Annotated in this window: 4 protein-coding genes; 1 reads left to right on the top strand and 3 read right to left on the bottom strand. The window is 41.2% G+C overall.

Features of this window, described 5'->3' with window-relative positions; all coding sequences use genetic code 11:
• Nucleotides 1-13: 13 nt before the first annotated feature.
• Nucleotides 14-1,378 (bottom strand): lectin-like domain-containing protein, encoded by a 1,365-nt coding sequence (locus GB993_RS01485; protein ID WP_161002831.1) that lies wholly within the window; start codon nucleotides 1,376-1,378, stop codon nucleotides 14-16.
• 478 nt (nucleotides 1,379-1,856) lie between these two features.
• Entirely contained in the window at nucleotides 1,857-11,423 is a 9,567-nt protein-coding gene (locus tag GB993_RS01480) for a SpaA isopeptide-forming pilin-related protein (protein ID WP_161002803.1), read from the bottom strand.
• A 466-nt stretch (nucleotides 11,424-11,889) separates the two neighbouring features.
• On the opposite strand from GB993_RS01480, the gene GB993_RS01475 reads away from it, so the two are divergent.
• Nucleotides 11,890-13,152: a DUF2075 domain-containing protein gene (locus GB993_RS01475; RefSeq protein ID WP_238331560.1), complete on the top strand. Its 1,263-nt coding sequence runs from the start codon at nucleotides 11,890-11,892 to the stop codon at nucleotides 13,150-13,152.
• Nucleotides 13,153-13,374: 222 nt separating this feature from the next.
• Here GB993_RS01475 and GB993_RS01470 read toward each other — a convergent pair whose 3' ends face one another.
• On the bottom strand, nucleotides 13,375-14,529 hold the full coding sequence (locus tag GB993_RS01470) for a GGDEF domain-containing protein (protein ID WP_161002802.1): 1,155 nt from the start codon (nucleotides 14,527-14,529) through the stop codon (nucleotides 13,375-13,377).
• Between the last annotated feature and the right edge of the window lie 10 nt (nucleotides 14,530-14,539).

Raw genomic sequence — 14,539 nt, 5'->3', positions numbered from 1 at the left:
ATCTTTTATGCGTTTACACAAGATATTTTACGCTCTCCTTATCGGCCGTAGCATCACTATTATCATTTTCAGCATTGGTTTTGGAATAGTGACCATCTGCGCTAAAGTGATTCACTCCACCAATAGTCCAATGCCAGGTCCCGTCAGCATCTTGATATGATGAATAATCTTTCCCGTTTGGCCCACCATATGTGGACGCAAATCCGTTACCATCTGTGTATACAAAGGCGCCATAGGCCTCTCCATCAGTGATGGCATCACCTTCACGATCTAATGATGGATCGGCATAAAAGTACTTATGCGCAGGGTTTTCAATAGGGCTAGAATTTATATCATCGCCATTAAAAAAATTATCTATTTTAAAACCGAACGAATTTGGCAATCCTCCAATACCTAACGCACCACCACCTTCACCTACCATGTCAGTAGAACCTGGATGAAAAATAAATGAAATACCATCAGCATTTTGATCATCACCTTTGCCAAGTTCCATACTGACGCCACCATTAACAATGAAAGCGTAGTTTGGGTCCATTTGGTTTTTTAAAGTGATATTTCCTGACTGATCTTTTCCATCCGTCAATGTAACTTGACCCTTATCATACTTGGCACTACCATTTGCTGTAAAATACGAATCGAAATTATTTGGACTAATTGTAACGGTCTTTCCATCCGCCGCAACTGAAGTCTTGTTTACCGTTGGCTTGTTAACAGGTGTAGTAGTCGATGCGTCGTTAGTAGTACCAGAGTTACTTGTTGAGTCGACGTTATTTTCAGCAGTTCTACTGGAATCTTCAACCGTAAATTCAAGATTCTGCGCCCTAGTGACAGGAGCTTGGGATACAGTCTGAGCATCGCTTGTCTTATCGACGGACGAAACTGCTTGTGAGTTCTGACTATCTTGTGAGGCTACTGATTTAACAGCAGCTTGGCTTTGTGATTCCGTCGATGTCTGAGAACTCTGATTTTCAGCGGAGCTAACTGATTGTGCGTCAGATTTAGCTTCACTAGATGAGTTACCTGAAGTCTGTGATTGTTGCTCGCTGGCTGGGGCAACTGACTTTGCCACGCCAGAGTTTGAGGCTGCATCGCTTTTAGCAGAGCTGGCAATACTTGTAGCTTCACTAGCTGTTGAGGCTTTTTCGCTACCAGCTGATGTTTGCGAAGCCGCAGCACTTGTGGTCTGACTGGCCGGAGCACTAGCAGGCTTTTCAATCGCTGGCTGATTCGTTGCTGGTACATCATCCGCATGAACAGTGGTCGTCATTGCGCCCACGCCAAAAAAGGCAAGTGCAACTGCGGCGAATACCCAGTTCTTGCCATCTTTATACATCCGATAATGCAGCTTTGTTTCTGGTTGCATGTGTTTATAACTCATTCGTTTAAATACCCCTCAATTTAAAACCCTGTTGTATTTTTACTCGCCAATGAATTCTTCGGCGATTGGCTAATCTTGCATGGGAAAGAGGTCTGCGATGATTATTTGCAAACGGAGAAAGTCATGCATAATCGATTACATTTATACAAATAAATTGTGTAAGCGTTTTAGTAACTTAACCTTTTAGTAATCAAATTTATTCTGAGGGTATTTATAACACATAAATGCTGCTTTTAAAAGGTAGTCAGGTTGCGCTTTTTGCCGCTTTTGGAACAACCAATGTTCCGATTTTCACTTCTGCACCTTGGTTAAAAAGTGCTTTCATCGCACAGTTAATGCAATCGTTTGCGTTTACTGTTAATTATTTTTGTGACTATACCAATTTAACCAAAAAATATTTAAACAACTAAAATAATTTGTGTGTACAAAAAAAGATTACGAGTTTCCTCGCAATCGTTTTTACGTAATACCTATTCGATTAAGCTTCTTGTTTGCGCACATAGTAGGCAAATCCTGCAATAACACTGAGCAGAACTAAACCAAGCATTGCTAGCAATGAAGCTGATTTCTCACCAGTCTCTGGTAATCCAGTCACACCATGTCCTTCTTGCTTAGCAGGTTGACCCGCAGGACGACCGTTGGCAACAAGTTTTTGTGATGCTACAGGAGTAACAGCGGCAGCCTCATAAGAACCATTTTCTGCTGATACAATCGGCGTTTCAGGTTTAGCTGGACGCGCTGGTTGATTTGGCATTGTTGGTGTCATTGGCTTGTTTGGTACGTTTGGCATTACTGGTACATTCGGTACAGTTGGTGTCGTAGGAACATTTGGTACTTCAGGGGTCGTTGGTACGTTGGGAATGTTTGGTTGACCCGGAGTTGTTGGTACGTTAGGAATATTCGGCACATTCGGCGTCGTTGGTGTGTTCGGAATATTTGGTACATTCGGTGTCGTCGGTGTGGTTGGGATATTCGGAATGTTGGGTGTCGTTGGAGGTGTAACTGGTGGCACCTGTGCGTCTTGGAACTTAGTCGAGACAGCAACAGGTTCGTCAGTTGCATGATCCAGAACAACAACTTTCAACAACTCAGTGCTCAATTGATAACCAGTTGGTGCGACCGTTTCCTTGAAGTAGTAAGTACCAGGCTTCAAGTCAGTAACGGTTAACGTCCCGTTGGCATCCGTCGTCAAGCCTGTCTTAATAACATTCTTGTCGGCATCGAGCAGTTCAAACGTTGCATTGGCCAACACGTGACCGTCTTCAGCAGCGACTTTCGTCAGTTTGATACTGCCTTGGTAATCAATCTGTGAAGCAGTTACGTTACTTTGACCACCACGAGTGGTGTCCGCAATAACAAACCTCGTTTCATCAACATTGTCGTTGATTAGGTAACCATCAGGTGCGGTGATTTCCTTCAAGTAGTAAGTGCCAGGTGCTAGACCAGTGATGGTGAAGTTACCATTTGCATCAGTAGTGAGCTGGCTAACTTGCTTGCCATCCATTGTGACTTCAACAGCTTTCTTATCACTATCGAGCAATTGGTAAACAGCACCGGCAAGTTTGTCACCCTTACTGTTTGTCTTGGTAAACGTCATTAAACCTTGATAGTTCGTTTGATCACCAGCAAATGTAACGGATTCCACATTACTTGCTGGGAGAATTACAAAGTACAAACGGCTACTGAAGTCACGGTCATCTGGTGCTGACGTTACGTGGCCATTTTTGTCAACCACCGCAGAGGTGCCATCAACACGTGAGAATTCCAATCCTTGTGGTTTGTCAACAAAGTTTGCACTGCCCAAACCTTTACTCAATTCAGGTTTCAGGTCAGGTGTGTCGTCACGCAAAATGTAACCGTCTGCGTGGGCAACTTCTTTGAAATAGTAATTACCAGGTTTCAAACCTTGCAAGAAGATTTGACCGTTAACGTTGGTCGTAAATACTGTCGTCCAACCCTTGGTGTCTTCCCCTGCTTTAAAGTAATGAATGTTGTGCTCATTATTTGGATCAATACCATATAATTCTTCGCTACCATCATCTACGACATAGTAGAGGGCGAACTTCGTACCCGGCAACATGACGCGTGTACCAATGTTTGTAACATCTGGTTGACCGTATTTAGTCATCTTAACGGCACCTAGCCAGTTCACAAACGTTCCTTCATCAAGGGCAACGTCATGATTGCTCTTGTTAATAGAGAAATGAACCAAGTTTGAATTCAAAATGTAGCCATCTGGTGCTTTCATTTCTCTAAAGTAGTAATCACCTACTGGTAAGAACTTAGTTTTAACTAATCCATCCGTACCAGTCGTAATTGTTTGAACAATTTTACCTTCTGAGTTGTAAACGCTGAAAATTGCGCCAGCCAATGGGACCTTTGTATCAGCGGAAACTTTCTTCATAAAGGCGTAACCTTGGTAGTCGATTTGGTTAAGAGAAAGTTCAGACTTTCCATTGATCAAACCTTTTTCATCAACTGTGAAACTAATGACATCTGGGTTAAGCATATAACCTTTAGGTGCAGTAATTTCAGTAATTGTGTACGTACCAGCGGCTAGCCCTGATAAACTAACTTCACCGTTTACAAGCGTGAAAGCTGGTTTGTCACCGGTAGTTGAGTTCACCAAAGTATATTCGGCACCATCCAAGACGTTGCCTACATGAGTACCATACTTCGTGAAGACAAGCTTGTTCTGAACATTAGCTAAAGTTGCTTTGGCTGATTCGTCCAACCAGGTAGCGTTTTGACCTTTACGATCATCGATAACTACTTTGATTGGCATCGTATCAAGAATATAACCGGACAACGTTTGCTTTTCAACAAAGTAGTATGTGCCAGGTTTTAAATCCTTGGTTGTAATCACACCATTTGCGTCGGTGATTAAGTTGGCTTGTTCAACCGTCTTTTGATCTGCGTCTAACAAGTCGAACGTCACACCCTGTAAAGGACCGTTGGCACCAATCTTCGTCAACTGTGCATGACCTTGGTAATCAATCTGGCTTAGGCTTGCAACAGAAACTTGACCATCTTCATTCACAGCAAACGTCATCGAAATACCATTTGTTGCATATCCTGTTGGTGCAGTGATTTCAGCCAGTGTGTAATTGCCAACCGCCAAACCGATCATCGTAAACTGACCATTCAAAGTCGTATACTGTCTTGCTTCTTTTGTAGTGTTGTTCGTCAGTTCATAAACAGCACCATCAAGCAGTTCGTGTTTGACATTGTACTTGGTGAAAATTAACTGGTTTTGAACGTTAGTCAGAATTGCTTTAGCTGAATCGTCCAGCCAAGCAGCTGTTTGACCTTGACGATCGTCAACAACAACTTTTTGTGGTCTAGCATCAAGAATATATCCAGAAGACGTCTTTCTTTCAACAAAGTAATACGTACCTGGTTTCAAATCTTTAGTTGTAATCACACCATTTGCATCAGTGATTAAGTTAGCTTGTTCAACGGTTTTTTCATCTGCATCTAATAGGTCAAACGTCACACCTTGCAGAGGACCGTTTGCCCCAGTCTTCGTCAACTGTGCATGACCTTGATAGTCAGTTTGACTCAAACTAGTAACTGAAATATGACCATTGTCGTCAACAGTAAATGTCAGCGGCGTGTCATTTGTAGCATATCCGAAGGGTGCAGTGAATTCAGACATTGTATAGTTGCCAGCAGCCAAACCATTCATCGTAATTTGACCATGGACAGTTGTGTACTTGGTAACAGCTTTAGTCGTGTTGTTTGTTAGCTCATAAACAGCACCATCAAGTAAATCATTTTTCGCATTGTGCTTGGTGAAAACAAGCTTGTTCTGAACATTAGTCAGAGTGGCTTTGGCTGAATCATCTAGCCATGCATCATTTTGACCTTTACGATCTTCAATAGCTACTTTGATTGGCGTTGTATCAAGAATATAACCGGACAATGTTTGCTTTTCAACAAAGTAGTATGTGCCAGGTTTTAAATCCTTGGTTGTAATCACACCATTTGCGTCAGTGATTAAGTTAGCCTGTTCGACCGTCTTTTGATCTGCGTCTAACAAGTCGAACTTAACACCCTGAAGAGGACCGTTGGCACCGGCCTTCGTCAATTGCGCGTGACCTTGGTACTCAATCTGGCTAAGGCTTGCAACAGAAATGTTGCCATCAGCGTCCACCGTGAACGTCAGTGGTGTGTTGTTTGTCGCATAACCCATTGGTGCTGTTAGTTCAGTCAGTGTGTAACTGCCCGTCTTCAAGCCTGTAAACGTAATTAGTCCGTTTGCATCCGTGGTGAATTGTTTTGATTCACCAGCACCATTTAATTCGTAAACTGCACCAGCACCTTTAGCACCAATGCTAGAGTTCAAGAATTTAGTAAATGTTACTGTGTTTTGGTAGTTTTTGTAAGTTGCTGACAAATCATATAACGATTTGTCGTCACTAGTAACATCCGCACTAATCGTAAACTTGTAAACTTTAGTATCACGAATGTAACCATTTAATGAATGAGTTTCAACAACAGTGTAATCACCGCTGCTCAAATTTTTAAACGTTGCAATTCCGTTTGCATCAGTCGTCGCAGTTTGTGTACTACCATTTCCAGTTAACGTATAGACAACACCACTCAATTTCTTGGAGGTGTTATCCCCATCAACTTTGGTGATTTGAATCTGACCACGATAGTCAGTCAGAGTGAAATAGAATGTACTGTCCAGCTTTGCAGAAATAGTGAATTTCTGAATCGTGCTGTTCAAAATGTAACCGGCAGGGGCAGCAACTTCTTGCAGCGTATAGTCACCGGCCGTCAAATTATCAATGACAATCTGACCGTTGCCATCTGTTGTCCAAACATCATTCGATGTCTGTTTGCCGTTTGCATCCGTAGTCAATGTTTTAATAACCTTACCGGAAGCATCCTTCAAAATGAAAGTTGCGCCAACAACTTTGCTATTATCGTTACCAACCTTTGTCAGAACAACATGGTCAGTATAGTTGATAACGTTGGGTTCAATAAGATCAAAACGGCCATTATTTGATTCTCCGGAAACAGTAAATTGATAAATATCGTGGTTTTTATCTGGATTATAATAACCGTTCGGTGAGTAAACCTCCCGAACACAGTAATGCCAGCCAGCATTCAAATTGGTGAAACGAACTAACCCATCAACATCAGATATTACATCGCCATTCTCATCACCAACGTAAACGCTGTTTCCTTTGGAATCTAAATAATATAATTTAAATTCTGCACCAGCAATTGGGGCATTATTTTGTGAACCTTTCGAACCAATTTTATAGAACAGAACTGTTCCTTTGCTGTTACTTTGCGTGTCAAAAACAGTGATTTTTTGTTCGTCCGCAAACGAATTATCACCATCAGACTTCGGAATAATTATTTCCTTAGATTGAGGATCTGTCTTGTTCAAGATGTACCCATCAGGAGCTTGTGTTTCCTTAAATCTATAATAGTTAGGCAATAAACCATCAACTGTGATTGTACCCTTTGCATCGGTAATCAAATCTCTGTAGTTTCTATTGCTACTATCTGTATAATCAGTCCAAGTTTTACCATCGTTAGATACTTGAAAATTGAAGTGGGCGCCTTCAAGTGCATTGCCCTGATCATCTGTTTTGGTCAAAGTTGCTGAACCAAGATGATTCCAAATCGTCCCCGTTTGAATCTGGTTAGTTACATCCCCGTCAAGCATATCAACGCTGATATTACGCATTGTATGTGAAACATCTGGATGGTTCACAAGGTTCTTTGTGCCATCTGGATCTTCAAACTTCATCCAACTACCATCTAAATCAACTGGGGTGATGTAGTTTTTAGAAGGGTTCATTTCTTGAATGTAATATTGGATTGCGCTCTTGTCCAAGTGATAACCAGGAATATTTTTAAAAACAACTAAACCATTTTTATCAGTCGTTGCAGTTCTAATTAAGTTCAAGTTTCCCATCGTATCCTTCTCGTAAAGGTTGAAAATAATTCCTTCAAGAAGTTTTCCACCGGTTACTTCCTTTGTTAAATGGAGATCATAAAAGTAACCGATTGCGCTGGCTTGACTCTTTGTAACATTAAAACTGTCTGCATCCGTGTCACCAGGATTGCCTGGCGTAACGTTTTGACCATTTAAGTTGGCGTTGTTCGTAAAGTTTGTTTTTCCATCCTTGGTGTTAGCGTAGTTGAAATACAAACGTGATTGGTACTGCAATACATACGCACGACCGATAGTTTTTAAGAAATTAATTTTCAATGTTTCCTGTCCGCTACCTAAATCATGTTGAATTTCAAATGTATAAGCATAACCTTTAGAAATCAAATCTTGCTTGTCCTGATCTGACAAAGTATCGAAATCCTTGAAAATTTGGACACCCTTTAATTCTTTAGTCAGGTCCGGATTCAAGATTGTTTGACGAACGGTTCCATTATTAGCCTTAGTCACATCACCAACAGAATTATCGTACACATTGTATTTTCCTTGACTGCCACCTTCAGTTGAAGTCGTAACAGTCTTTAAAATAGTCTCATAAATATGAATCGTATTTGGATCAATTCGCTGATTTTCCGAAGGTGTATCGGAGAAAACAGCATTGTTAATGGTCGACTGGCTGCGATTAATGTCAATCGTCCAAGTAGCCCTGTTATCCTTTTTAATGTCAACCGGTGCTTGGCCTTGCTTACTGATATAGGCATTACCAACATACGTTTCTACATCAGCATGAACTGTCAACCGTCCACCCGGTGTATCAGAATAATGGGTAAATGCATCATTATTGTACTTATTAGTAACTTGAATACCATCAACACTTGTTTGGTACTCAATTTGAAAGGCCATTTGAGTTCGATTATCGTTGTTAGCGTCTGTCAACTTTGGTAATGGATTTTCTGCCGTACCGAAATCGATATACATAACCTCTGTCGCATTAAGCAATGAATAATTGTAATAACCCGGACCTGCGTTGTTGTAATTCAAGTACTTTGTAAAATCTAAATCCGATACTGATGTAGTTGAATTGAACTTACCAGTAGCTTTATCCATAATGCTGTCGACATGGAATAAACCAGTAGTTGGGTCATACTTTCCGTGATATATCTTTAATTGTGCATATGGTGGATTCTTAATGCCTGGGTTAAATTGACCGTTACCACCAATTGAGCCTTGCGTAATCGTAATGCTGTTAGGCAACAATTGTTGATTCCCTTGAATTGGATCCATCAAGTAGTAATGATCATAATTTTCTGTATCGTAATTGGAAACAATATTCCAATGGATTTCTTTAGTGATTGGATCGTAGGCGCCACCTTTTTTGCCTTGGTATGCCTCCTCATCCTTAGCTTGGTAATCCGTTGTAGCGTGATCATGAATGTCATTCTTGTTAACGTCTTTCCAAGTTGCGTCAACAGTGTTTGCAAATGTGTTCTGTTTATCTGGCACTGGTGTTGTTACATGTGCCACGTCGTAAAGTGTGTAGTAATTGATGTTGAATTGATCACTCGTCTGTGTGTATTTCCCTAAAAATTCAACTGTGAAATTAGCATATTTAATGTCACCTTTTACGGCGTCGTGTTTCGTTGTAACTAGGGTTGTTAATTTATAATCTCTACCTTCAAGCAGGACATCACCGGTTGTTGTATCTTTTAACACAATTGCTGGTTTTGCATTTGCATTGTTTGAGTTCAGTGCGTCTTGTATTGAAGTAAATGGTAAGCTCAGCCCACCATTATCAGCATTATCCGTTAAAACGTAATTGTTCAGTTGATAATTACTTTTATTGATATCAATGTTCCAACGAATTGTTTTAAACCCGACATCAATATCAGTATGATTTTTAACTAGGTCAAAACTTTCAGCTGGCTGTGGTTCTGGCTGCTGGGTATCATATCCCTTAACTTCAGCCTTATTAATAATTTCAACTGCTTTGTCTTCTGTTGAAATAACTTTTTGGTGCTGATCAATTTGCGTCTTGTAGACCAAATTGACTGGTGAATGGAAGTTTTTTCCCAGAAAAGTCACAACGAATCCACTATCGTCAGTACTAGTCGTCAAAGTATAATCCGTTCCTGGCACTAAATACGTGTTCGAAGGCGTGTACATGTCATCCGCATTTTTGGCGTTTTGATGATACGTCATCAGTACAATTGCTAATGAACCTGGTACGAACGTTTGTGGTTTAACTACGACATCTGTATACGTGAGCTTATCACCGGTTAAAGTATCCTGACCATGGTTGAATCCAACAGTCCATGAATATATATGATGTTCAGCATCAAGTGTCTTTGGACCAATCTTATAAAAAAGTCCTTCATAATGTGCATTCAACGTTGTACTAGCGTGGATTTTTGTTGTGCCCTGTTCCTTAGCAGTTTGGTCAACGTTGTTAGTCAAATTCAAAGTGGCCGTCCTAATATTGCCCTTTGAATCCTTTGGTTTATTAATATCAGTTACATAAACCAATTTATAAACAGAGTTGATTGGATGAAGAAATTTAACATTTCCTTTTTCATCAACTGTGTAGTCCGTACCTTCAATCAGTTGTTTTCCTAAAACATCCTGACCGTTAACATCACGTACAATATGACCATTGAGGTCCTCCTGAACGCTATAAATCTTTACAGGTGACGCTTGATTGTAAGTGACTTGTGAGTCAAAGGTTTCTATTATTTGTGCGTTCGTTAGTGTTTGCATGTCGCGGTTCATGTAAACGCTCCACGTCACCTTGTCTGGATCAAGGTGTTTATCCAGTTGACCGCTTTTCGAAATGCTTTGTTTTACGGCAGGATGAATCGTAATTTTATCTGTATCATTTTTTCCTGGTAACGTTAGAGAATCTCCGGGCTGTCCTGGCTTCTCAATAACATCCTTATTGAATAAAGCATCAAAAGTCATTTGACCTTTAAGGTACTGAATCGGGTTGTCTCCAGCCTCTCCAGTAACATGAGGGTTATAGAATGTTAGTGAAATCTTTCCGTCAGTACCAATCGTATAACGTCCATATGTCGTGCTTCCATCAGGTGCATTATCATTCTTGATATCACCAGATTGTGCATCAACAATCTTGTAACCATTGGGCAGCTGATAAGTAAACGTATCACCAGTAACCAGATATTTCCAAATTTCATTGGGAATTAAAAAGGTCATGGTTCCGTGAACATCAGAATTGATTGTTACCTTGCCTGAATTAACGGTTGAAGTACTTTTTCCATTGCTAAACGTCAGTCCAAATTTAATATTTAATTTTGCAGCTTTATCATTCTGGCTTGCCTTAGACCCATCCACACCATCTTCGTCTAAGAGATATGTCCCAAAATCATGAGTGCCATGCTCAGTGTCGGTATTGCTGTCATTAATAGCGTTACTGTTGGCAGTAGGATCATCTGCTGATTTATTATCACCATGATCATATTTCTCTCTTGGCTGTGTTACAGCCGCAGTAGCTGTATTGCCCTTTGAGTTAGAATCCGTTTGATCTGATGTCGCATCAGATTGCGTCTTACTGGACGAACTGTTTTGTTCTCCCGTATTCCCAGGACTCACACCACCAGATTCGGACCCAGCCGCATCAGGATTGGTGTTTGCCGACGTCGATGCTGACGTTGATGTCGCTGCCGGAGCAGTAGAACTCGCATTACTGCTATCAGTCCTAGGTGTCGTCTGCGTTTGATCAGAATCAACGCTACTGCTTGCCGTGTTAGCTACTTTACTTGAATCAGTGTTGCTAGCCGCATTGCTTGAACTAGTAGCACTGGAGCTAGATACCTGCGACGGCGAAGTGCTTGTCGGCGTTGACGCGGTAAAGCTTGAGCTCTCACTCGATTCGCTAGCTTTAGTTGATGTATCAACAGCAGAACTTGACTGTGCATTCGCTGTACCGTTTGTATTCTGTTTATCGTTAGTCGTCGCGCCAGAACTCGAAGCGCTCGGTTGACTACCTACCGTGCTACTAGTGGCTGCAACAGCCGGCGTCGTATCCGCCTCAGCACTGATTGTTTTGACGGTTGTGACACTGAAAAAGGCACTTGCAATAACTGCCCCCGCTAACGCGTATAGACGTTTCCTCAAAATAATGTTCCCCCCACGAGTTATAGTTAAATCATTTAGCATGAATAAAAATACGATTAATCAATGTTTTTACTAGTTATTATTTCAATAGGTAAACTAAAAGTTACAGCGTCATTTATAACATACTTTTTAATGCTTTAAAACCGCGTCACTGTGAGGATTGGCGCCCATATTTTCTTTTAATTATTAGACCGTTCCACTTTAGTAATACGTTTTACTTAAAACATTGTTTATGAAACCCCGTTCTTGTGCAATCGTTTGTCTTTACGACTTACTGTTTTAGTCACTATACCAATTTCTTATTCAATAAATTCAATCGCTTACATATTATTAATCTTAAACAAAATGTAATGGTTATATTTCCTCATTCATAATATTTAACTAGTTCACTATATTCACATTTTTAATTTTATGAACCGGTTAACTTATTTTCGAACAGTATTTTTCCAAAATGGTGTACACTATTATGCAATATCATCTCTTTATGACTGCTAGGAGGTCGAACGTAATCGTTAAAAATTCTGCCATTCATAAGTTGTCGCCCTTCAAATCCTTATCCACTGAGCAGGGCAAACTAAAAACCAAAATCGAGGACTTCTGCAAGTCGCATATTCAAGTCGAGACTAACAAACCAGCTATCTTTACAATCCATGGCGACGCAGGTACCGGGAAAAGTGTTGTTTTAAGTCAGCTATTCAATGATATTCAAACCGCTGCTCGTACTGATTCAACCAGCCCATTGTTTGACACGACAAATATTTTTCTCGTCAATCATCCAGAAATTCTCAAAGTCTATAAAGAACTAGCCGGTCAACTCCCCAACTTGCGAAAAAAGGATTTTGACCGGCCAACTTCGTTTATTAACCGCTCGCATAAAAACGGTCACCACAGCGATATCGTCATTATTGATGAAGCTCACTTACTGCTATCCAAACCGGACAGATACAATAACTTTGATCAACAAAATCAGCTACTAGAGATTCTTAAAATAGCGAAGGTTGTGGTCTTAGTGTTTGATACTCATCAAGTCTTAAAAACTAAAAGCTTTTGGAATGAACAACGTTTGCAACACTTGATTGCGCCATACCCACATGCTGATTATCAGCTTCACCAACAATTCCGAATGCACGCCAATCAAGCCGTCGTCGATTGGATTGATAATTTGACGGCCCGTCGACTTACACCTGTGCCAGCAAATACCAAAGACTTCGAATTGCACATATTTGATGACGCCCAGGCGATGTATGACCGTATCAAGCAGGATGATCAACGTGTTGGCCTCTCACGAATCGTCGCAACATCCGGCTATCCTTCTAGGCTCGATGGCGGCAAACACTATGTAACCGAAGGACGATTTAAATTGCCGTGGGATCAATATAATTACCAAGCCACTTCATGGGCAGAGAAACCCGAAACCATCAATGAAGTCGGCTCTATTTACACTGTTCAAGGCTTCGACCTTAACTATGTTGGTGTCATCCTTGGCCCGCCATTTGATTACGATCCAATTACCCAACACATGATCGTCAACACGGACCGGGTGACAGATCCCGAGGTTTTCAAACGACGTGATGATTTAACAGACCCACAAGAAATCCAGCAAATTAAAGAACAGCTGACACTAAACGTGCTCAACGTATTAATGAAACGTGGTGTCTATGGTCTTTATATCTACGCGAGTCAGCCTGCACTTCGGCAACGATTGTTGGAACTGACATCGTCAAAATAAGCTAAACAATCAAAATAGACGTTTTGCACGCGAAAGTTTGTGCAAAACGTCTATTTTAGTTACATATTGGAGAATCAAATCTGGACTGGATTGTATGGCAACTTTGTCACAGCAATCGTGGATTCCATACGTTGCTACGCTATCAACTGAAGCATTCCACTGTTGACGGCTACCAGTGCGCTACTCCAACACCGTTTACCAAACCGTCGAACCAGACTCCCTCTAGTTCTCTTGCAAATCCGTCGTGATCTCATTACGACCACGGCCTTTGGACTGATACAGCATTCGATCCGCCCGATCATAAAGATGATCGGCTTCGTCGTCACCGTCCCTCAGTTGTGCTAAGCCAAATGACATTGTAAATTGAATCCGTGAGTGCTGGTAGATAACCGTCTTATTCTCGGCGTTAACCTGAATTTCGCGGGCCAGCATCTGCGCCATGTCCATTGTCATCCCCGTTAGCAACATCTCAAACTCCTCGCCGCCAACACGATAAACGGAAATATCTTTGTCATTGCCCACGTATTCTCGAAGCATGGTACCGACTGTTGTCAGAACGCGATTGCCCCCTAAATGCCCGTACGTATCGTTAATACGTTTGAAACGGTCGATGTCCATCGCAATGAGAATTAACTGGCCATTATCCGCACGAGAACTCTTATAAGTATGATTAAACGTGGTCGCAAACTCAGCATAGTTCGCTAACCCCGTTAGTTCGTCAATAGTTGCTTGGTGAACGCGCTGCACGTATGAGCGATTATCTCGATCTAAAAAGATAATGGCGAAATACAGGACGATATCCATTACCCAAAAGATTGCAATCTGCTCATACATGTCAGCTAACGTGATTTTCTGTTGAATCGGAAAGTGCATCACGTACACCAGTAACCAAAATAGTGGAATGAACACTATGCTGGTCACAATAATCGTCAGCATCCGTGACGTCCACAATCGATGACGAACCACACCAAGCAAACCAATAATGACAGCATAGAAAACCAGAAACAGCAGCGAACGCTCCATCTGTGTGCCGCCAATCAGAACGATTCTGGTCAGAAATTGAAGGGCTAACACGATATATGCCGTTTGTTGGCCAATGAAAAAGACCACATACATTAACAGCAACATGCGAATGTTAACAAACGCATAGTTGGGACCCACATGAATCGTAGCGTATTCGAAATAAATGCCAAGCAGGCCAAAGTAAATCACACTGAGCACTTTCAATCGGCCTTGCTGATAATTCAACGAAAATTTAGGATCATGTCCAGGGTGAACCCAGATACGGCGAACGAGAATTTGAAACAAAAAGATGATGCCCAGTTCAAAGAACAGTCCCGTCAGCAACGGATTTAGGTTCCAGTGTGTTAATGTCATCCCCAGATCT

Source organism: Furfurilactobacillus milii, from assembly GCF_009864005.1.
GTDB lineage: Bacteria > Bacillota > Bacilli > Lactobacillales > Lactobacillaceae > Furfurilactobacillus > Furfurilactobacillus rossiae_B.
Note: the sequence above shows the minus strand (reverse complement) of the source record. Positions and strands in the feature narration are given on the sequence as shown.